Here is a 24,515-nt window from a genome sequence, read left to right on the forward strand (position 1 = left end):
CCTTACCCCTTTACGATCGTTTCAAGAATCTGCGCAAGTTGATCTGCCTGCGGTCTTTTCATCATGGTCACATGGTCGCCTTTTATTTGATAATACGAGCACGTTTCTCTCGTGTAAGCTTCCCAATCGGCAAATTTCTTCTGGAAATCTGTGGCGTGATCGCTGCTTTGTATAATATAAAACGGCACAGAGAATGGGTCTTTTTCTAATTCAATGGCTTGTGACATGATGGTATTATGAGTCTGCATTTGCAAGTATTTATCTAAATAGTGATCATTCATAAATTGATGAACGACTTCATCCTTTTCTGCTTCTTTGAGGATTTTCTGCTTCACTTCTTGGAAACTGAGCCCTTGTAATGCTTCTGGTTTGATGCCGACGAGGTTCCCCATACCTAGGACGAGGGCGAGCATTTTCACTTCTTCTTCGTTCATATCGGCATGAAGCGCTTGATCTGCCTCATCTCTTAATACCGGAACCGTATCTAAAATGATCAATCCTTTTGGCGCTTTTCCTGCATGACAGAGTCTCTGATTCATTCCGTAAGCAAGATGTCCGCCCATAGAATGCCCTGCCAAATAATCAATGCCTGGTCGATAGAATGTCTCAATGGCTTCAATAAAAATGGTGACAAGCTCTGTATAATGAAGGAATTGTGGTTCTTCATCCTCATATAAGCCTGGAGACTGCAAGGCGTAAACAGCTCCTTCATGTGTCATGAGCTTGGCCACATCGATATACCCCATCACCGTTCCACCAGCAGGCGGTGCAAAGAAAATTCTCGGTTCAGCCGGATCCCCTTTTTTCAACTCGATTACATAGTCTTTCGGCGCTCTTTCGACAGGCTCGCCTATTTCTGGTACTGTGTCCAAATATGCCGCTAACTGTGCTGGCGCTGGGTGCATAAAAATCCATTTCGGATCAACACGGACACCTTTTTCTTTTAATTTGGCAACGGCTTGAATACTCATAATGGAATCTCCACCTAAATCAAAGAATGAATCATGAATTCCTACTCGTTTGACACCAAGCACTTCACTGAAAGCTGTCACAATCAGCTGCTGTGTTTCTGTTGCCGGTTGATCGTCTTCATGTGAGGATGAGACTGCGTCTGTCGGCTCCGGCAAAGCTTTTTGATCGACCTTCCCATTCGTTGTGACGGGAATTGCGTCAAGTACGATAAAGTAACTTGGAATCATATAGCCTGGCAGGCTTTCCTGTAAAAATGCTTTCCATCCGGGAACAGGCTCTCCCCCATCTGTGACAAGGTAGGCTGCCAGCCGTTTTGAGCTGCCGTACGTTTTAGCAATGACGGTACATTCTTTTACTTGTGGATGTTTGAGCAGGGCTGTCTCAATTTCTCCACATTCAATTCGGTAGCCTCTAATTTTGACCAAGTTGTCTTTTCGGCCAAGGTATTCAATACTGCCATCAGACCGCCATTTCCCTAGGTCACCGGAACGATACAGTTTGTCCCCTTTTAATGCCGGGAATGGATTGTCAATAAACCTCTCCTTCGTGCGCTCTGGGTCATGCAAATATCCTTTTGCCAGCCCTGTTCCGCCGATATAGATTTCTCCTTTGACGCCTGTTGGTACTGGATTGAGATGATCATCTAGTATGACAACCGTTGAGTTGGCGACTGGCACACCGATTGGCACTGATCTTGCATCCTCCGGTACGTGTGTGACTTGATAAGTGGTCGCTAATGTTGTGTTTTCTGTTGGACCGTAAGCATTGATCAGCACACCCTTCATATGTGGCAATGCCTTTCGTGCATGCTCACTAGACATGGCTTCTCCGCCAACGAGTAATGTACGGTATCCAGCCACACTTTTTGGATCATGCTCAATCAGCCGGTTGAATAATGCAGTTGGCAAACAGTTGGCTGTGACTTGATGCGTTTTGATTAAACGAGTTAATTCGTCCATATTCAGCGCAGCATATTTCGGGATCAGAACCAGCTGACCGCCACTTAGCAACATTCCCCATAATTCAAAGGTAAAGGCATCAAATGCATAGTTAGACAGCTGAAGCATTTTATCTTCTGAACCAAGCTCAATATAGTTTGTTTCTTTCACTAAGCGGACCACTCCTGCATGAGGAAGCATCACGCCTTTTGGTGTGCCTGTTGAACCTGAAGTGTAGTTCACATAGGCAAGCTGGTCTTCTCCTACAATCGATTTTTCCCTTTGATACACTGCGCCTGTTTCTGGTAACGGCTTGTCCATTTCAATCTTTGTGCCGCTCAGATCGTCTAAACGATTGATCAGATGCGACTGGGTTAAAATGATATCGCTTTGTGTATCGCGAACGATCAGACCGATGCGGGCATCTGGATACTCAGGTGACATCGGTACATAAGCAGCACCCGACTTGACGATCCCTAGAACTGAGACCATCATGTCAAACGAACGATCAAACAGCATCGGGACAAGTGAACCGGGTCCAACGCCCTTTGACTGTAAATAGGCAGCCAGATTTGTCGCCTTCTCGTCTAAATCTTGATACGTCATATGCTCTTCCATATAAGATACAGCAATCCGGTACGGATCACGCTGCACTTGTTCTTCAAATAATTCTTGCAGCGTACGCTTTGGATAAGGCGTGTCAGTTTGATTTTTCCCTATGATCATGGCATTCTGTTCTGTTTTGTCCATGACGCAAAAGTCAGCGAATGTCCGTTCAGGCTGAGCCGTCATGCCATCTAACAAATTGAGATAATAATTCATCATACGGTGGATCGTTTCTTGCTCAAATAAATCCGTATTATATTCCACATGGATAGACAGCTTGTCCTCCTGCTCAAATACATGCAAGGTGAGATCAAATTTAGAGACGGTATGATGGACCATCACTTGTTCCGATGTCAGTCCTTTTAGGTTGATATCCAGCGAATCAGTGACATACCCCATGGCGACTTGGAAGATCGGTGAACGACTTAGGTCTCTATCAATTGAAAGGTCATCCACAAGCTTGTCGAATGGATAATGCTGATGCTCAAAGGCTTTTAACGTCATTTCTTTCACCTTTGCCAGTAAATCGGCAAAGGTATCGGCTTTTGAAACATCCTGTCTCAGCGCCAATGTATTGACAAACATGCCGACGAGCTTCTCTGATTGTTCGACATCACGGCCAGCGATCGGCGATCCAACAATGACATCTGTTTGTCCAGACAACTTGTGAAGTAGGACATAATAGGCTGACAACATCGTCATAAATAGTGTTGTCCCCTGCTGCCTCGACAAGGCATGTAAACGACGAACAAGCGGTTCATCTATCACGATTTGCTCTGTAGCTCCATTAAATGTTTGAACCGGCGGACGAGGACGGTCAAACGGGAGCTCTAATACCGGCAACTCTCCTTGTAACGTTTCTAGCCAATAGCTCTGAGCCTCATGGTGGTTCTTTAATTGCTCATTCTCCCAATGAACATAATCGGTCCATTCAATCTCAAGTGCAGGTAGCTCAGGCGTTTTCTCTGATAATAGCGCACCATACACGACTTCTAATTCTTGAATAAGCAGGCTGAGCGACCATGCATCGGAAATGATATGATGCTGCGCACAAAGCAAGTAATATTCCTCTTTCCCCATATCAACAATTGTCCACTGTGCAAGCGGTCCCCGTTCTAAGTCATAGATGCGGTTCGCCTCTTGCTGAATCAGCTGTTCCAATCTTCTCGCTCTTGTTTTTTCATTAAATAATGAGAAGTTCGCAACGGTTACTGATGGCGGAAGATCTTCACGGATGACTTGAACCGGCTTGCCGCCAATGGTTTGAAATGTTGCGCGCAGTGCTTCATGACGTTTTGTTAAGAGACCGATCGCCTTTGTTAACGTTTGGATGTGTAATTGGCCCATCAGTTTCCAAGCACCTAATATATTGTAATGATGACTCTTTTCTAATGTAGATAAGAACCAAATTCGCTTTTGAGCGTGTGACAGCTCATAGCTTGTTCGTTTTTCCAGCTTTGGAATGCTGGCTTCCTGAATGGCTGGTGCTCCATTGATGTCATCGACCATTTGTGCCAAGTGTGCCAGATTCTTGCTTTCAAATAATATTTTTAGCGGTGCCTTTATTGAAAACTCATGATTAATACGAGAAATCGTTTGAGTGGCCTTTAATGAATGTCCACCAAGGTCAAAGAATTGATCCTCTTTGTACACACGATCGACTTCTAAAATATCCTCCCAGATGGCCGCAAGCACCTGCTCTGTCTTCGTTTCTGGCAATTGCTTTTCAAACGGCTGTGCGTTTTTGTGATGGAACTGTTTGAGGGCTTCGTGATCAATAGAGCCATCTTGTTTTTTCGGTATATCTTCCACTTGCCTAATGTCCCATTTCCCCTCTATGATGCCTGTGATCTTGTCAGCATCCACTTCTTTGCCTGATTGCACCGTATAGTACAGTTTCTTTTCAAAATGTGGGATTGGTGCTGGTTGAAGATGTTCAGCGATTTCTTGATTCGCCCCATCTAGGCCAATAAATAGATGCGCTTCATTCAGCCGAACACCTAGACATAATGAATGGAGTCCTTGTTTTTTTCCAATCAATTGAAAGCCCTTGCGAACGGTTAGCGCAGCCCCAGTATGTCCCTTAGACAAACCAAGATTATCCCACATGCTGAAATTCAACGAAATCGCTCTTCTTCCCTCATGATAGGTAAGGGCATGTGCGAGTCCATCTAAAAAGCTGTTCGCCGCAGAATATGCGCCAAATGTGGTGCCGCCAAAAAAGCCATTCACTGATCCAAAAAAGACGAGTGGAACTGACGGATCATGCTTGAAGGCTTCTTGCAGCACCCAAGCACCATCTGCCTTCCCTGAAAGTTCTTTGACGAAATCTTCTTCTGTTGTATGAGACAGTGTGTACGTATCCACATGCTGAAAGTGCTCAGATACATTGCCAGCACCGGCTAAATGAAGCGCTCCTCGGATCGACTGTCCGAAATGCTTTTCTGCTTCATAAATCGCCCGCTCGACGTCACATAAATTCGTCACATCGGCTTGTACATAAAGGGCGTCTCCCAGATCTTTCAGTTGTGAGAATGACGCCTCTTTTTCTCTGTCTTCTTCAAGGGATGTCCGTCCAATTAACACGAGCTTCAAGCCAAATTGGAGCATTTGCTTAGACAGTTCAAATCCAATACCGCCAAGCCCGCCAGTCAGCAAGTACAAGCCTTCATATTCTAAAAACCCTTCTGTCTGAGGTGCCGTCATCATATTCACTTTTTCCAGCTTTGGTACGAGGCGCTGGCCATGCCGGTAAGACACTTCTGCTTTCAAATGAATCGCACCTAGTTCGTCCGCAATATGCTTGGCATCCTGTTCCACATTCTCCGCTTCAATATCAAGGTGAGACACTTCTGCCCCTTCCCATTCTTGCGGGATGGTTTTTAATAATCCGGCAAGAGACGTTTTCTCCACATGAAGCTCATCTTGCGGTTTTACAAATTGACCACCTTTTGTGACAACAACGAGACGCATCGGCTCTTTATTTTCTTGTCTCAATGCTTGATACAAATACAAAATGGATTGGCTAGTGCTTGCATTCAGTTCTTTGAACTGCGCAGGGCTCGCCATCATCTCCTTGTCTGATACATTCCACAAGTGGAGCATACGGCCAATTTTTAATTCATCGGCTTCAAGCGCCGCCACAAGTCTGACGTAATCCCCCTTGATTCGAGGGTTCATCTGATACATCCCTTTTGACAGGCGTAAAAATTCATAACCCTTTTTTACAGAAACATAAGGCAGGTTCATTTGTTCAAATTGTGTATAAAGCGATTGATAAAGCCCTTTTTCATCCTCAAATACGAGTACATGATCAGTGGATACTGGCTGAGATGGACCGATATTCTCTTTTACCCAAATACGTTTAAAGAACCAATCTGGGAGGGTTTGTTCATTTTCTGAAGCAAGATCAAGTGCACGTTCAATGTCATGAAATACCCCATCTTTCAGTGCCGCACCTAGTTGGGCACGTTGGATTTTTCCGCTTTCTGTTTTCGGAAATTGGTCTTTTTTCACCGGAATGATATGGTCAGGTTCGATTCCCATTTTGCGAATGATGCTCTCTCTAATCTGCTGAATCATTGTGATTTGATCCTCTATCGAATCCTTCTCCGTGACAAAAAAGACGGCAAGTGTGTCATTACTTGATTCGGGATTGTAAATGCCGTACGCAGCGGCAAAGGTGACTTCAACCCCCTCAACTTCTTCCACAACGGCTTCAATTTCGTAATTCAAATAGTTCGCTCCGTTGATAACGATGATATCCTTTTCTCGTCCTGTGAGGACTAGGCGCCCTTCATGAATAAATCCTAAATCTCCTGTATGAAACCAGCCGTTTTCCGCAAATACTTCTTCATTGGCTTCCTCATTTTGATAGTAGCCCATCATAATCGTTGGACTCTTCACCTGCAAGCGGCCGACTTGATCTTCTGGCAGCACATGGTGATGCTCATCAACAATCCGAATCCATACAGAAGGGATTGGTGCACCAACTTCTGTAAAGGTCATCTTGTGCGGATGATCGTGCGTCACATATTGAATCTCACTTGTTAATGAGGTCTGATCAATGGTCAGTTGTCCATCCTGATCATCATGACGCATGAATTCTTTTGACTGGACAATGGCTGATGATGTTTCTGACATGCCATAAGCCGGCACCATCGCATGGCGGCTTAATCCGTGCTCACCCATGATGTGCATGAAACGCTGCGTCACTTTAGGAACAACTGCTTCGGCGGCGTTCATGATATAAGTCAAGGTGGAGAGATCCCAGCTCCCTTTGCGAATGTCGTCTTCATATTCATTCATCATCGCAAAGGCAAAGTTTGGCGCCCACGTCCTTGTGACACCGTATCTTTCTACCCAATCCAGCCACACCATCGGACGTTCGATAAATTGGTCAATGGATGGACTAATTTGCTGGCAGCCGAGGTACACATCATGGACATGAAACATGACAATGCCCCCTACATGATCAAGCGGCATCCAGTTCATTGATACATCCTCATGCGTGAAACCATTTGCCTGCTCAAAGGAAATGATTCTAGATAAAATGCTTTGATGGTTGTGCCGGATACACTTTGGCACACCCGTACTTCCTGAGGACAGCAGCTGAAGCACAGGCTCATCCGGCTCTGGTTCATAATGCTGTTCATCTGGATCACAGGCAAGTAATGTTTCGATTGTTAAAATCGGAATCGCTTTTGATTCAAACGTTTTACGTAGCCCTGCAATGTCCTCAGCACTCGCTTCGTTTGTAATAATGAATGGCTCATTTTGCAGCTGAAACACGCCCTTGAGCTTGTTCACGCCTTGATTCATTTCATCATACACAGGCGGTACAGAGACTGGGGTTGGAATGATTCCACCGAGAATACAGCCCCAGAATACCGTGATAAAATCTTGATGGTCTTTCAATTGAAGCAGCACTTGATCGCCGTTTGAAAGTCCGGCTGCCCTTAATCCAGATAGGACACGTTCCGCTCCTGTGAGCAATTCCGGGTAAGTCTGGATCACCTCATGACCGCCTTCTTTGAGATACGTGACTCCGCGATTTGGTGACATAAAGGCGGCTCGGATCAGTACCTCTGTCAATGTGACTGGTGTACCTGGTTTTCTGATCACATCACCTCCATAAACAAGAGCTGGTGGTTTTTCTTGTACGGAGGATTGTATGGTTTGGCTGACTTCATCTTTTGAAAACGATTCGTTTCCATTTGTACGCTGTCTATCCGGGAAGAGGTCATCTAAATGATAAGGTGTTTGTTTTTCTGTCTGACTCTCTATCAAAACAGCTGCTTCCTCTACTCCATCTATGGCTTTCGTGCGCTCTTCTATCTTTCTTCGTTCCTCTTCATCTAGTACATCAATGGCAAGCAGCGCCTCGGTATCGACCGCTCCACTTTCTTTTCGCGGCAAGGAAGGGACGAGGACGAGTGCGGCTGGCACTTCATCAGGATGAAGCGGGCCTTTCATCAAATCCTCTCTTGTCAGCGAAGGGTCCTTCGCCTGTGCAAAAAGCACAAGCGATAGGCCTCCTTCTTGATTTTTCTTCGGGATGAGCGCACATTCCTTTAGTGGAAAGTGAAGCATGAAGACTTTCTCTAATGCTTTGAGATCGATTCGTTTTCCATTGATCCTGACAATATGATTTGCTGCATTTCCTTTTCGTCTACTAACTAGCATTCTTTTTCTCCTCCTACATCCAATCCAAAATCTGAATCTTGCTTTCTTCCGTCCAAACGCCGACATCCCCTGTCGGATAAAGGTATTCGCCTGTTTGATGTTTGAATGGATGCGGAATTTTATGCGCCTCCATCCAATCGGCTAGCTCTCCAAAAAGTGCTTTGATCTCTTTTGCGCCGATAAAAATATCTCCAGGAAATCCAACCGGCATGAGCTGATGTTCTTCATTCAGGACATATATTTCCGTTTCATAGGCAGGATCATGTACGCCTGCATAAACTTCTTCTTGGTCTGGGTATAGCACGCTGACATGTGCGTTTTTCGCCCAATCACTAATCATCCGCTCTTTTTCCTCACTCGTCACAATGGTGAAGGAAGATAGCGGCGTATCCACTTGTTCTGTCATGGCTTCAAGTGTGTGAATCAGCTGCTGCATCAGCGTTTGTATTTGCTTTTCTGTATATTGATGTAAGTTGTATGTGATCCGGAGCTCCAGCGTATCTCCCGGCACTGCGACAAGGGTTAAGTCATAATTTGTTTCTTCATGACTGGCGATGTCTAAAATGCGTACGCCATACGGCTCAATGGATTCAATCGGATAGTTTTCAAACACGACAATGCTGTGAAACAATGCCTCTCCATTTGGAATTTCCGTCATCTGCTGAATATCTGGCAGTACGGTATACTCGTATTCTCTCATCTGAAAAACGGTTTCCTGTGTATGGGCGAGCAATCGTGCAATCGTCCAGTCCGAATGGATCGGTAAACGAAGCGGCAATGTGTTAATAAAGAGCCCTGTCATGCTTTCCACTTCTGGTAAGTCGGCTGGCCGGCCAGATACGGTCACCCCAAATATGACATCCTCTGCGCCCGAATGAAGGTGCAAGAGTAGTCCCCACGCTGATTGAATCAGTGTGCTCATCGTGACCTTCTGCTTGCCAGTCATCTTCTCCAGCTTCTGCTGCATCTCTGGCGTCAATTTGACGCTGGACTGCGCCATGCTTACTTCTTGGTCTAAAGCATGTTCTTCGCCGTCTCCTGGAAGCGGTGTCGCTTCCTCTACGCCTGACATATAACGCTGCCAGAATTCTTGCGCCTTCTCTTGATCCTGCTTTTGCAGCCATTCGATAAAATCTTTATATGGACGGACTGTAGAAAGACTGATCTCTCGGTCGTCCACAAGAGAGCGATACAGCGCAAAGGATTCCTGAATAAAACTGAACAAACTCCAGCCATCGATTAAAATGTGATGAAAACTAAAGACAAACGTGCATCTTTCCTCATCACAACGGAATAAAGCAATCCGAATTAGCGGTTCATCTATATGGTCTAAATGGAAATCCTTTGAACGATCAGATATTAAAAAGTGTTCGATTGTCTCTTCTTGCTTCGCATCACTCAGGTGGCGCACATCGTGCTGAGTGAGATGGATGCTTCCTTCTGATTGAATGAACTGAACAGGCTCCTTCAGCCCTTCCCAAGCGAATTTTGTTCTCAAAATCGAATGACGTTCTACAAGAAGATTCCAAGCTTGTTCATAGGCATCGCCGTTTGTTAAGCCTTGGAGCGTCATATGCACCTGACCAAAATAAGCTTGTGAGTCTTGATCTAGCAGTGCATGAAACAGCATTCCTTGCTGCATTGGAGACAGCGGATACACATCGACTACATTGTCTGGAAGTTCATCTATTTGCTTTTGCGTGAGCTGAACCATCGGAAAATCAGATGGTGTAAAGCCGCCGCTCGCTTCAACACAATGCGTCAAGATGATCTCCATCTTTTCTTTAAAACGCTCAGGTAACAACCGCACCTCTTGATCTTGCAGCAGTTCTCGATTGATCATAAAGTTCATCTGCAACTGACCATCTGTCACATATCCATACACATCGATCAAATGCTGTCTTTCTGCTTTCGGATCGTGAACATGTCCATTTCGTTCGTCTGCTATATAAAGCTTGGCTTCGCCATCTGCCTGATCTAACTGACCGAGGTAATTAAAGCTCATCTGCGGCGTTACCGTTTTGAGTAAACGAGATTCTGTCATATATTGAAGCAAACCGTAGCCGATTCCCTTTTGCGGCACAGCTCGTAAGGTTTCTTTGACGTCTTTGATTTGTCTTGCAACATCGGTTTGAATAAAAGGAATAAAAATAGGATAAGAGCTTGTAAACCAGCCGACTGTCCGTGACAAATCCATCTGTTCAAATAAATCCTCGCGTCCATGCCCTTCTAACGTGATGAGCATTGGCTTTCCAATTGCTTGCGTGAGGCCTGATAACAGTAAATCGTTAATCTCTGTTCGGTATGCTTGTGAGGCCTGTCTAAGTAACCTATCTGTTTGTTCCTTTGTGAGCTGAACCGACAGGATCTCTGCATGTTCTTCTATATTAGAAAGCGCAGGCAGTTGGAAAGGAGAACCTTCTTCCTCTTGATCCTTGATTTTTTGCCAAAAAGAGGCCTGCGCTTGTAATTGATCTGTTTGTGCATATTCATATAAGGCATCTGCCCACTGCTTATAGGAAGCGGTTTTTTTCGCAAATATGATGTCCTGCCCCGAAGCAAGCTGTTTCAATCCATTTAGTACATCTTCTTGTATCATGCGCCATGATATGCCATCCATGACGAGATGGTGTGCAGCAATAAAGAGCTCAGACGTGTCTTCACCTGTATGGAAAAGAATCGCTTTGATCACTTCTCCGCGCTGTAATGACAATGTTCCTTGACAGGCACTTGTCTCCAAGCGGATTTGTTCCCGTGCTTCCTCTTGAGACACATCCGTCACATCAAAGAATGTGACACAAGGTGTGACACCAGGCTCACGAATGGTTTGAATCCATGTGCCATCTGCCTCTTTTGTATATATAGCTCTCAGCATATCGTGATGATCGACCAGTTTTGAAAGAACCTGTGTTAACTGTTCATGTGGAACAGATCGCTTCATTTCAATATGCGCCGATAGATTCCAATAATCTTGATTGGTCATCGATTGCTCAAAGAACCATGATTGAATCGGGAGAAGACGAACCTCTCCTGTCACAGGTGATTGATCATAGACCGTAGAGACCTCTGCCTTTCTCATGGCTTGTGCGAGTTGTGAGATGGTCTGTTTTTCAAATACATCTCTCGGCTGGATGACGTAGCCTTCCTGTGCTAAGCGTGCCACCATTTGTATGACAATAATGGAATCTCCGCCAAGCTCAAAGTAGTTATCATGGACGCCAATAGAAGGAACGCCTAGCAGCTGAGACCACACTTTTTCTAACACACGTTCTTCCTCAGTAGCTGCTTTGTCAATGGCTGTTTCTACTTCTTCTTGTCTCCACTCTGGCGGGGGAAGACGCTTTTGGTCTACCTTGCCATTTGGCGTGAGCGGTAATTCATCCAGCTCTATTAATAGGCTTGGTACCATATAATCTGGCAGGATGTCTTTTAAGTTTTTGCGAATGTCTTGCGTGGTCATGCCGCCTTTTTGGACAAAATAACCGATCAATCGCTTATGACCACTCTCATGCTGATGCGGGATAACGGCACATTCTGTGATGTCATCAAATGTCAGCATAGCGGCTTCAATTTCTCCACATTCCACGCGGTGTCCGCGAATTTTCACTTGATGATCGATTCTTCCAAGACAGTCAATGATGCCATTTGACAGCCAGCGGCCCATATCGCCTGTTTTATATAAACGCGCTCCTTCTTGGAAAGGATGCGGGATAAATGATGATGCTGTTTTTTCTTCATCTCCAAGGTAACCAAGTGCTAGCCCTGTGCCGCCAACGTAAATTTCGCCGATGACGCCTTGCGGAACTGGCTGCATTTGGTCATCTAATACATAAGCTTGTGAATAAGCAATAGGCTGTCCAATCGGGACCGTCGCCTGATCTTCTTCCAGTGCTCGAATGTGATGCACACAGGAGAATGTTGTATTCTCTGTTGGTCCATAACCATTTAAAAGCCCTTCAGGCAAATACGGTAGTGCTTTTCGGATATGAGCGGCTGATAAGGCATCTCCGCCGATCAATAATGCATGAAGTCCAGATAAAGCTTCTGGATGTTCTTCTGTTAAACGGTTGAACAGCGGCACAGTCAGGAACCCTGTTGTAATCTGATAAGTTTTTAGTGCTTCCGCTAATGTATCCATTGATAAAATGGTATTTCGATCCGTCAGTATGAGCCTTCCCCCGTTTAAAAGGGCACCCCATATTTCATACGTAAATGCATCAAAAGAGAAGCTAGCGATTTGTAAAATGCGCGTTTGTTCATTAAGGGTGACATAGTCTGTTTCACACACAAGCCGGACGACCGCTTGATGCGGGATCAGTACTCCTTTTGGCTGTCCAGTTGACCCCGATGTGTAATTGATATAAGCAAGTCCATCAGGTCTTAGTGCAGCGGGCATGACCTCTGCTTCTGGTAAAAATTCTTCATACCCTTGATCAAGACAAATGAGTTCCGTTTGATGGATGGATACTTTTTTCAGCCATTCATTTTTTGTCAGTAAAAGCCGAATCCCTGTATCTCTCAGCATATAGTCAATGCGGGCATCTGGATATTCAGGATCAATTGGCACATAAGCCCCTCCTGCTTTCACAATGGCCAGCACCCCAAGAATCATTTCAGGCGATCTGTCGATGAGCAGTCCAACTGGTTCATGCGGCGTCACGCCTCGCTGCTGCAAATAGGCTGCAAGACGATCGACTTTCCCGTGTAACTCCTGGTACGTCCACTCATCTCCCTGGAACTCGAGCGCCACTGCATGAGGTGTCTTTTTCACTTGCGCTTCAAATCGTTCCGTCATGAGTAGCGGACCTTTTGGTTGATCAGTCTTTCCGCTCCATTCATAGAGCAATTGATGCTTTTCTTTCTCTGGCAGGAAATTCACTTGTCTGATCGGCTGCGCTGGATTTTCACAAATTCCTTCAAGCAGGTGCTCGTAGTATGCAAGGAATCGCTCCATCGTGTCATCAGAAAATAAATCCGCATGATACTCAAGCTTTAACTGAAGCCCTTCAGCTCCTTCAAACACAAACAGGGATAGATCAAATTTCGCTGTATCATTATCTTCAATGGCTAAAACCGACGTCGCCTCTCCCATTGGAGAAGCTTCAAGCGGTAGGTTTTGCAGAACAAACATGACCTGAAACAGCGGCTGCTTACTGGCATCACGCACAATATTCAATTCATCGACCACCATCTCAAACGGCACATCCTGATGTGCATAAGCACCGACGGTTGTCTCCTTCACTCGCTCTAATAATTCCGTAAAGGCTGGATTCCCGCTATGGTCGATCCGAAGCGCCAATGTATTCACGAAAAATCCGATTAAATGCTCCATTTCCGTTCGATTTCTCCCAGCAATGACCGAGCCAATGACAAACTCATCCTGTGAAGACAATCGATGTAAAAGTGTAGAGAAAGCCGACAGCAAGGTCATATAAAGTGTGCTGTCTGTTTTCTTAGATAGCGCCTCAATCTTTTTAGACAGTGACTTCGACAGCTGATATGTTTTCGTCTTCCCTTTGTAGGATTGAACGGCCGGCCGCGGATGATCATACGGCAATACCAAATCTTCAACAGGTGCCGCAAATTGCTCCTTCCAATAGGCAAGCTGCTTACGTAATGGTTCTCCTGTCAAATACTCCTTTTGCCACAGTGCGTAATCCGCATATTGAATTGGCAGTGCCGGCAAGTGAGGCTCCCGCCCTTCAATCGCCGCTGTATACCACTCGGATAATTCTCTTGCAACAATGCCGATCGACCAGCCATCTGACACGATGTGGTGAATGGACATAAGCAAGATATGCTCTGCGGGTGAAAGTCGAATCAGCTTTACTCGAAAGAGCGCTTCGTGTTCTAATTGAAAAGGTGTGGATGCCTCTTCTTTCGCCCATTCAGCCGCTTTTTGTTCTTTCTCTTCCTGTGACGCTATGCCTGAAAGGTCCATCACCTCAAGCTCTGGAAGGGCCATCTGTTCATGAATGACCTGTACCGGTTCATCCCCGCTCATTGTAAAGGACGTTCTGAGCGATTCATGTCTTTCCACCATATGATGCAGACTTTCCTGAAGCACCTTGATATCTAAAGGCCCGTTCATCCTAAAAGAAATCGTATTATTGTAAAATGGCAGATCCGGCTCTAATTGATAAAGGAACCACTGTCTTTGCTGGGCATAAGACATCGGAATTTCCCGATCCTTCTCCATTTTTCTCATCGGAATCACTTCATCTGCTTTGGCATTTGAATCGATCCAGTCTGCTAATTCTCCGAGTCTCGTATGTTCAAACAACACAGCAAGCGGCACGTCAAACCCTGTTTTTTGTCTAACCGCAGACAGCATTTGCGTCGCCTTCAGCGAATGACCTCCTAGTAAAAAGAAATGATCGCCGCAGCTGACATCCGAGACATCGAGCAACTCTGACCAAATGTGTGCGAGCAGTTTCTCCGTTTCTGTGTGAGGTGCTCTGTTGTCTGAATCCATTCCGCTTTCCTCTATTAATTCATGAAAATATGCCTCATCTGGCGTTCCATCTTCTGTTTCTTTCCAATATTCCTCAGGAAACAAATGCACGGCATATTCACCAGATAGACGGGACTGTAAACATGTATGAATCGATTGATAAAGCCGCTCTTCCACCGCCTTTGTTTGATCAGTTTTGAAAAAGACGTAAAAGGTCTGCTCTGTTTGCATCTCCGCATCCGCATGGACCATCTCGTGAATCTCTTTCTTCGATCGATCCAATCCCGTATAAATGAGCGGAGCATCTGTCATCAGACATGCGAGCATCGTTTGGAAGCCTGCCTGCTTTGAAATTGGGAGATAACCTCTTTCTTTTAACATGCCTTTTATCATGGAGCCTTCACTCATGCCAATCTCGTCCCACATGCTGAAACTAAAGCAATATGGCTTCACTGTAGATGTCAGCTTCTGATAATGAGCAAATTGTTCAACGAACTCATTGGCAGCGCAATAGGCGCCGACAGTCATACCGCCCTTTAGCGTTCGGGCTGACGAGCTGGAAAGAAATAAAACATTCCTGCGTTTGGAGGCAGCTTCATGAAGCGCAATCGTTCCATATACCTTCGCTTCGTACATGTCATTCAGAGACACAGATGTCATATCAGCAAGCAGTTCTTCTTGAATGATACCTGCGAAATGAATGATGCCATCCAGCCTTCGATTTCCAGCGACCTCATGTCTAGAGATGATCGCTTCTACCTCTTTTTCAGCCGTGATGTCTGCTTTCTCATAAAGAACCTTACCGCCATGCAATTTTGCCTGCTTTTCTAGCAAAGACAATGTCTCTTGCTGGTCACTAGAAAGTGCCTCTCTCTCTTTCCTTCCAAGCAACACGAGATGTGCTTGATAAGATGTCAGCAGGTATTCACTGACTAAACGTCCAATTCCGCCTAGCCCGCCTGTTATGACATAAAGCCCAGATGATTCAAATGGCGGCTCTTTCCTTTTCTGTTCCTTTTCCAAATGAAGAGGTGCTAAAAAGGGAATATAACGAACGCCTTGACGATAAGCAGCGACATGACGGTTTTGGTCATGTGTGAGTTCTGCCATTATCGCCATTGCATGGGAATGACTAGATACCGATTCTGCTAGAGAAAAATCAAGACATTGCACCTTGATAAACGGCCATTCATGCTGAATTGCTGTCATCAGTCCTACTGTCGTTGCTTTTTCTACATCGTGGATTTGATCCTCCGGCACATTCATCGCATGGGCTGAGACAAAAGTGATGGCCACCTGCTCCTCATAGACGGAAATGGCTTTTGTTAAAAATAATGCACTCATGCTGCCCGTTTTCTGCGCTTGTTTTGCCTTGTCCACATAAAGCTTGTCTTCTTGGTTTGTATAGTTCCAAAGGTGAATGATGTGTTTCACCGAAACGCCATACGAACGGAGCGTCTCAAAGAGTTGTTCGTAGTCAGACGGCCGATTCGGGTGGATGATGAAGTGAGTGTGTGTGAGTTGTTTGAACGCTTGACCCGGTTCAACCGTAATGTATGTTTGTTCACTGTTGGCAAAAGATTTCAATTGATCTGCCAGTCCTAATGGATCTGCAAAGATCACAACGTCCCCTATGATCTGCTTGTCAGCTGCATCAAGTGGAGCAGGTATCCACTTCTTTTGATAACTCCAATCAGGCAAGGTATGTTCATTTTCAAGTCTCATGTCCATTTCCATGATCATTTCATCAAATTCGCCTTCTTGCCATCTTGTCTTGAGCTGTGCCCTTTCTATTTTTCCAGAGCTTGTTTTGGGAAATGCATACTTCTGGACAGGAATGATGCGAGATGCAGACAAGCCCATTTTTGTTGCAATATGGGATTTAATGTGCTGACTTGCCCTCATAATATAAGCTGGCTCATACAGCTTCGGTGTAAAAAAGAGAATCAGTTCATCGGATGCAGAAGCCTCCATTCGGACAGAACAAGCAGCCACAAAGCTCGTTTCTACTCCCGGTACTTCCTCTGCTATGGCTTCAATTTCATAGTTGTGATAGTTTTTCCCGTTGATGATAATCATGTCTTTTTCTCTACCGGTTAGTGTCAGCCTTCCTTCGTGCAGGAAACCTAAATCACCCGTGTGAAACCAGCCATCCGCTTGAAATACTTCTTGATTCGCTTCGTCATTCCGGTAATAGCCCTTCATGGTGGTTGGACCTTTTATTTGCACACGGCCAATATGATCTTCTGGAAGAAGCTCATGCTGATGATTGACGATGCGTATCGTGATACCTGGAATCGGTTTGCCCAACTCTGTAAAGCTGACGGTTCCTGTCTCACGTGCTTCTGCAGGTCTTAGCTGCTCTGTCAGCGACGTTTCCTCAAAGGTCAGAACCCCGCTGTTTTCATCTCCACGCTCAATCGCAAAGGAAAACACAACCGCTGATGAGATTTCAGACATGCCGAAAGCCGGTCTGATCACATCTCCCTTTAAGCCGTGCGGAGCAAGCAGGTGTAGAAATCGGTGGATGGTTTTTGGCACGACCGCCTCTGCCCCATTGATCATGCAGGTCATCGCCGACAGATCCCAAGACCCTGATGAAATCTCTTTCTCATAATCATTGATCATCGCAAATGCAAAGTTAGGTGCCCACGTCTTCGTTGCACGGTAGCGGTCCATCCAGTCAAGCCACCGCAACGGCTGAGCGATAAAGTCATCCGTTCTTGCCCGAATCTGCTCGCAGCCTGTGTACACATTGACAAGGTGGAACATCACGATGCCACCAATATGATCTAAAGGCATCCAGTCTAATGAGACATCCTCTTGTGTAAATTGATTTGCTGCCACTGTTCCTTTGACGTTCGCCAGCACACTTCTATGGGAATGCTCTACACACTTTGGCATCCCTGTACTTCCAGACGTTAAGATAAAGAAGACGGAATCATCCGGCGCGGCAGGATGAGCGGCTGTATCTCTTTCTAATGTCAGCATCGGCTCAACTGCTGCGACACGTAATTGGTCTGTATGCCACAGTAAGGCTAACCCTTGCACCTCCTCGATCAGTGAGTCATCTGTTAGGATGAGCGGATGCTCGAGCAGCTTCCAAGCGTGATGAAGCTTCTTCACTGCAGCATTCATCTCCCGATAGGTTGGGGCAGCCGACACAAGCGTTGGAACAAATCCGCCTAATACACATGCCCAAAAGGCAGTGACCATGGCATGATTCGATGAGAATTGAAAGAAAACAGGATCGCCTGCCTTAAGCCCCAGTGCCCTTAAACCAGTCAGAACCCTTTCAGCATCTCCTTGTAACTGCGCATAAGATTGTGTGAGTTCGTTCTTGCTATTCACGATATACGTAAGCCCATTTGTCGTTTTTGCAGCCTCTGTTAAGACTTCCTGTAAGGTCTGTGCGCCTTGTGTGACATCGAGATCTCCTCCATAGGAAAGAGCGGGCGGCATGTCGGCCAAAGCAGGTACAGCCTTTTGCGTCTGTATCGCTTCCGCTGCGGCCTCCTGCTCAATGTGCTTGTCGAGAAATAAATGAGAGAGGTGATACGGCCGCGGTCGAATGGTTTTTTCACGTGAAAAAACAGCGAAGCGTTCGATTTCGTTGGTTCGTAAAATGGTTGTCTTTACATCTTGTAAAATCGCATCCATTGATTCATGTCTACTCGTTTGGTTAATGGTTGATGGTTTCATATGAGTTCCTTTCCTTTTTTGTTAGGCAGGACTGCAAAACTGCACCCTGCCTAATCTAAAGTTTACAAGACTCGTTCTCTATTTGTTTGATTGACAATATGTTTGATCAACTGTGCATTTTGAGCTGCACATTCTTTATGTTTGAACATATCAGCATGCCGGCCATAGCCTTGGTATTGGGTAAAAGATCCGGCCGTTGCCTGTGTCCACTCTTCCATCCAGTCCGGGATCGCTATTTGTTCTTCAGATTGGATGAACGTAATATCTGCCTGTATTTTGCCTTGATTCACCCCCTTAACAAACGTTTCATAGTAGGCGCGCGTCTTTTGGGCAAGCGCTTCTTGAACGATCTCCCCTTGAGCAAGTTCGCTTTGTTTCGTTTGATGAACAATCGCTTCAATATCATCATCAATGGATCGTCCTTCTAAATCACTTTCTCCAATTTTCTTATAGGAATCGATCATGATGACCTTCTCGACTGTCCGTCCTCCTTGTTCAAGCGCTTGAACAAGCTCAAAGGCGAGGTAACATCCGCCTGAGTACCCCATCAACGTCAGCGGCCCTTTTGGCTGAAGGTGCTGAATATGCTGAACGTACTGCGCCATTCGGTTATTCGTTTCAATAAAATCAAAGGCGACTAGCCGAACATCATCAAGCGTTTTTGCTGCTTCCTGATAGATAAAGCCGTAGCCTGGTAATGGCGGAAGAGCAAAGACTGTTGATGTTTGAGATTCATTGAATACAAGATAGCCAGCGGTTTCCCCGTCCTGATGCTGAATATAATGACTAAGCGCTTCAATCGTCGGGGTCTCAAACAACAAATGAAGCGGCACCTGAACTTCAAACTCTTTTGATACTTTGGACAAAAGAGACATCGCTTTTAAAGAATGTCCGCCAAGCTCAAAGAAATGGTCATCTGTGCTAATATCCTCTCGTTCAAGTACTTCTCGCCACATCACCAGCAGCTTTTGTTCCACTTCATTTGCGGGCAGTTTCACACGGCGGTTTCCTTGCGGTGCCTCTGGTTTTGGCAGCTGGCGTTTATCAACCTTCCCGTTTGGCGTAAGTGGGAGGTTCTCCAGTTCAATCAGCTCATGAGGCAGCATATAAGCTGGAAGACGCTCTTTCAGCCTTGATTTGATGTCATCGAGTTTGCCTTTCCATGCATCATCACACGTGATATAGGCAAGCAGCCTTGTATGATTGGTTTCATCATGATCCGCTAGGAGTACAGCTTGTTTTACACCTTGATGCATGAGAAGGTTGGCTTCAATTTCTGTCAGTTCAATTCGGTGCCCCCGAATTTTCACCTGATCATCGACTCTGCCTGCATACTCAATCAGACCGTCTTCTCGAAAGTAAGCTAAATCCCCCGTGCGATACAGGCGCTCACCCGCAGCGAATGGATGGGCGATAAAGACTTGTTTTGTCAGATCAGGACGATTCAAATACCCTTTTGCCAGTCCTTTGCCGCTCAGACAAAGCTCTCCAACCATTCCAATCGGCTGAAGCTGTCTGTGCTCACTCAATATATAAGTGCCCGTCTGGTTGAGCGGCTTCCCAATTGGAATAGAACGTGCCTCTAAAGGGATCGCTTCATCTATCGGATAATATGTGGCAAAAACCGTTGATTCGGTTGGTCCGTATACATTCAACAATCTGCCTTTTCCCATCACATCAAAGGCTTTTCTCACATGCTGAACCGATGCCCTCTCTCCCCCAAACAGCACCTTACGCACACCGCGCATCCAGTCTGTTCCTTCATCAACGAGAAGATGGAATAAAGCGGTTGGGACAAACATGACAGAAATATGCTCTCCTTTTATCAGCTCAGTGAGCTTCCCCATATCTAAAATGGTTTCTTTTTGCGGCAGGACAAGCTTTGCTCCGTTTAAAAGCGCACCATATACATCAAATGTAAAGCCATCAAATACGCTATTTGATAACGACAGCAATGTATCTGTTTCTAAAATGGTTAAGTAATTCGTATTTTTGACCACCCGGGCAATATTGGAATGGGTCGTCATGATGCCTTTTGGCTGTCCGGTTGTTCCAGATGTATACATGATGTATGCCGTATCATCTAAACCAGCTTCAAGTGGCAGATTCTCTGAGCTCATCAGTAAAATTTCTTGATCATCTGCAAAAAGATACGTGCCATCAAATGCGAGTGACCTCGTCTGACTGATAAAGGATGAATGAGTCAGTAGATGCGTCGCTCCGCTGTCTTTCAGCATATATTGGATACGGCTTTCTGGATAATCTGGATCAATCGGCACATAGGTGGCACCTGCTTTTAAGACAGCAAGTAAGCTGACAATGAGTTCAGGTGTCCGCTCTGCTAAAATGGCGGTCACCGTTTGATGACCCACCCCATTTTTTTGCAAATGCCTTGCCAGTCGATTGGCTTGTTCGTTCAGCTCCGCATATGTCATCGTGTGATCACCTGCTGATAATGCCACTGCATTCGGCTGTTTTCGAACATTATGCTCAAACCACTTTGTCAAATAAAGCTGATCATGCTCCAGCTCAGGTGCATTCCATTCCTCTAACATTCGCTGTTTTTCCTGCTTTGTCACAAGTGTCAGTGTATGAACTGACTGATCTGGATGTTTGATGGCCCCTTTGATCAAAAGGGTCAGCTGATCCTTTAATTTACGGACAAATGCAGGGTCAAATGCACGCTGATTAAAGGCCAGCTTCAGCTGCAATTGTTCCCCGGGCGACGCCAGTAAATTGAGATCATAGTTCGATTTCTCATAGACATTCATGTCTTCTACTGTAAAGCCAAGCAGTGACTCCTGCTCGTCTTTCTTTGCAGCAGGGACATTCTCAAACACCACAATATGATCAATGAGCTGCTGCTGACCTGCCTTAGCCTGAATATCATAAATCGGGATATATTGGTGCGGTTCAGCCGCTAAAGACTGCTGCTGCGTTTCTGATAATAGAGAACGGAACGTCATTTGGTCTGTCAGCTGAATTCGTCTTGGAATGACATTGATGAACAACCCCACCATCCGGTCCACACCAGCTAAATCTGCCGGACGTCCTGACACAACCGTTCCAAACAACACATCGTTTGAGCGCTGATACCTGCTTAGTAAAATGGACCAAGCCGATTGAAGCGCACTGCTTAACGTGGCATTCTGCTGCAAGGCTAACTCTGATAAAGCAGCAGTTTCTTCTTTACTCATGGCCCATTCGATTTCACCTAATTCATGCTCATTTGTTTGCTTTCGCTGTTCTTTAAAAGTCGATTGCCCCTCAAAGCCAGCCAAAGATTGCGTCCAATATTCAAGTGAGGCTTGTTTATCTTGTTTTTCCAGCCATTGAATATATTCTTTATATGGCTTGACTGGCTCCAGCCTGTAAGGGATGTCATGCAAAAGTGCATGATAAATCGCAAACAATTCCTGCACAACTAGGCCAAAACACCAGCCATCTAGAAGGATATGGTGATAGCTCCATATCCAGCGATAGCTTGAAGGACCCGTTTGAAAAACAGAGGCCCGCATGAGCAGATCCTTTGAGAGATCAAATCCTCTCAGCTGATCCTTTTGTTTAAAACGATCAATACGTTCAAGCTGTTCACTTTCAGAAAGATCCTGTATGTCCACAACATCAAGCTGGAAAGGTCGATTCTTTAATACAACTTGGACAGGACGCTTCACTTTTTCGTGGAGGAACACGGTACGAAAAATATCGTACCGTTCCACAATGATATTCATGCTTTTCTCAAGCAGATCAGACCGAAGTGTGCCCTTCACGTTCATATCCATTTGTTCTACATAAAAGCCTTTTTCTTGATGATGGAGGGTATGAAACAGCATTCCTTCTTGCATCGGTGACAGATAGTACATATCTTGAACTTGATCCCTTTTAAATTGACTCATCTATTTCATTCCTCCTTTCCCTTTTTCATGACTGATCTAGTGGTGTTAGGTCAATTTCTCCTCGAGCATGTCAAAGATATCGTCCATTTCATCCATTTCAAGGTCTGCAGCCGAGAAGTCACTTGGCGTAAATTCTCGCTCTTGATGCGCTAAGCAATGGGTGATGATGGATCTGATTTTCTCCTTCAACAATGCGATGAACTGCTGTATCGTTTGTTCTTCATATTCACTTGCACAATATGAGCACGACAGAATGAATTGATTGTGCTGAACAAGACCGCTGAGGTTCAGCTTATAAACAGCTTCAGATTCAGGGCTTGCTTGACGGCCCATATCATAGGTTGAGGGCCCAAAGAGTTCTGTCGTCACTTCCTGATCAATCTGCCCAAGATAGTTCAAGCTGATTTCAGGCTGCACGTGTTTGACTGACGGTTCGGATGGTGTCATGTATCTTAAAATACCGTAACCAATCCCTTTATTCGGTACACGCCGTAGCATCTCTTTCGTTCCTTTGATAGCGTCTGCAATGGTCTGATTCGGTTTCGCTTCAAGAACGACTGGATACATGCTCGTAAACCAGCCAACTGTGCGGGATATATCTAATCCTGATAAAATGTCCTCTCTTCCATGACCTTCAAGCTGTACATGTACATGAGATTGACCTGTCCATTCCTGAACGGCCAGCCCAAGCGCACATAGAAGAATATCATTCATTTCTGTTGTGTACGGAAGATGGATATTCGTTAACAGATGCTCGGTTTCTGCTTCTGTCAGCTGCATTTTGACCGCTTTCGTATCCGCGACTTTTCTTTCTTTTACTTCATGGTCAACAGGTAAAGTCGTAAACGGTCTATTTTCAATCGCTGCCCAATACTCCTTCTGGTTTTTTAGCAGCTGTGACTGCGCATATCGTTCAATCGCTTCTGCCCATTCTTTGAAAGAGTGCGTTTTTGGCGGCAGAACCATCGTTTCTCCTTTTTCTGCCTGATGATAAAGAGACATAAAGTCTTCTAGTAAAATCCGGCAAGAAACGCCGTCAATCACAAGATGATGTGTGATGATGAGTAAGTGATCACCGTTTTCTGTATGGAAACAAATCACTCTCATCAATGGACCTTTTTCAAGATTCAGTTGACGCTGATACTCATTGGCGTATGTGGAAATCGCCTGTTTCACATCTTGCGCTTTTGAAACATCACAAGAAATAATTGAAAATGGTTCTGTCAACTCCCGCTGATTGTATTGCAGCATGTCATCATGCTCCTGTCTGAACACCATGCGCAGTGCATCATGATGTGAGAGCAGTTTTTGCAGAACTTGTTCTGTGACAGCCAAGTCAAACCCTTTTGGTGCATGAAGCATCATTGAGAGATTCCAGTGGTGCTGGTGATCAAAGTTCCGTTCAAAGAACCAGCGCTGAATCGGTGTTAAAATGACCTCTCCTTCCACAGCTGACTGATCAGCTGTGAGAAGGTCCGCTTCTTCGATATATGGGCGAAGCTCCGCAATCGTTGGGTATTGGAAAAGCAGTTTCATATCGAGCTTCCAGCCTTCTTGCGTGAGTCTGCTTGCCATCTGGATGCCTTTAATCGAATCTCCGCCAAGGAAGAAGAAGTGGTCGTGAATACCAACTTGGCTGACGCCAAGTACATCTTCCCAAATGCCGCAAAGCAGTGCTTCCACTTCATCTCTTGGGGCTTCGTATGCTGTTTGATTCGCTTCCATATCAGGTGCTGGCAGTGCTTTGAGATCCACTTTTCCATTTGCCGTCATCGGCAGTTGGTCTAGCTCGATGATCCATGATGGCACCATATATTCAGGCAAGGTGCGCTTTAGGCTTTCTTTCAAAGTGGCCCCTTCTTCATCTGTGATGGCGTAAGCGACAAGAGCATCTTGATCACTTGCGTCTTTGACCGTTGTCACGACGGCTTCTTTCACTTCATTTAGCGCAAGGAGCTGTGCTTCAATTTCTGATAGCTCAATCCGGAATCCGCGGATGCTCACTTGATGGTCTTTTCTACCGAGATAGATCAGTTCGCCATCCTCTGTCCACTTCACCAAATCACCTGTACGGTACATGCGCTCTCCTGGATAAAATGGATCTGGGACAAACCGTTTGTCCGTTTCCTCTGGTAGATTCCAGTAGCCTCTTGCCAGTCCTTTCCCTGCAATCACGAGCTCACCTGGTACGCCTTGCGGCGAGAGGTCATATAACGAACCCATAATGTAAAAACGAGTATTGGCAATCGCTGTTCCGATAGG

4 protein-coding genes are annotated in these 24,515 nt (G+C 45.4%); all 4 read right to left on the reverse strand.

What is annotated here, in order from left to right:
* Nucleotides 1-2 precede the first annotated feature (2 nt).
* Nucleotides 3-8,201, reverse strand: coding sequence for an amino acid adenylation domain-containing protein (locus ACRRMM_RS16740; RefSeq protein WP_428828770.1), 8,199 nt, complete (start codon nucleotides 8,199-8,201; stop codon nucleotides 3-5).
* A 13-nt stretch (nucleotides 8,202-8,214) separates the two neighbouring features.
* Complete coding sequence (locus ACRRMM_RS16745) at nucleotides 8,215-18,357, reverse strand: amino acid adenylation domain-containing protein (protein WP_428828769.1); 10,143 nt, start codon at nucleotides 18,355-18,357, stop codon at nucleotides 8,215-8,217.
* Between the two features lie 62 nt (nucleotides 18,358-18,419).
* Nucleotides 18,420-22,253, reverse strand: a complete 3,834-nt coding sequence (locus ACRRMM_RS16750) for a non-ribosomal peptide synthetase (protein ID WP_428828768.1) — start codon at nucleotides 22,251-22,253, stop codon at nucleotides 18,420-18,422.
* Nucleotides 22,254-22,298: 45 nt separating this feature from the next.
* Nucleotides 22,299-24,515 (reverse strand): condensation domain-containing protein (locus ACRRMM_RS16755; RefSeq protein WP_432450915.1); only part of this gene is annotated, 2,217 nt, incomplete at its 5' end.

The organism is Bacillus sp. XT-4 (assembly GCF_050864245.1).
In the GTDB taxonomy this organism is placed as follows: domain Bacteria; phylum Bacillota; class Bacilli; order Bacillales; family Bacillaceae; genus Bacillus; species Bacillus altitudinis.

What these genes read in the sequence shown, in the direction of transcription:
- ACRRMM_RS16745 (WP_428828769.1), bottom strand. Translation starts at nt 18,357, where the DNA reads ATGAAACCATCAACCATTAACCAAACGAGTAGACATGAATCAATGGAT.
- ACRRMM_RS16740 (WP_428828770.1), bottom strand. Translation starts at nt 8,201, where the DNA reads ATGCTAGTTAGTAGACGAAAAGGAAATGCAGCAAATCATATTGTCAGG.
- ACRRMM_RS16750 (WP_428828768.1), bottom strand. Translation starts at nt 22,253, where the DNA reads ATGAGTCAATTTAAAAGGGATCAAGTTCAAGATATGTACTATCTGTCA.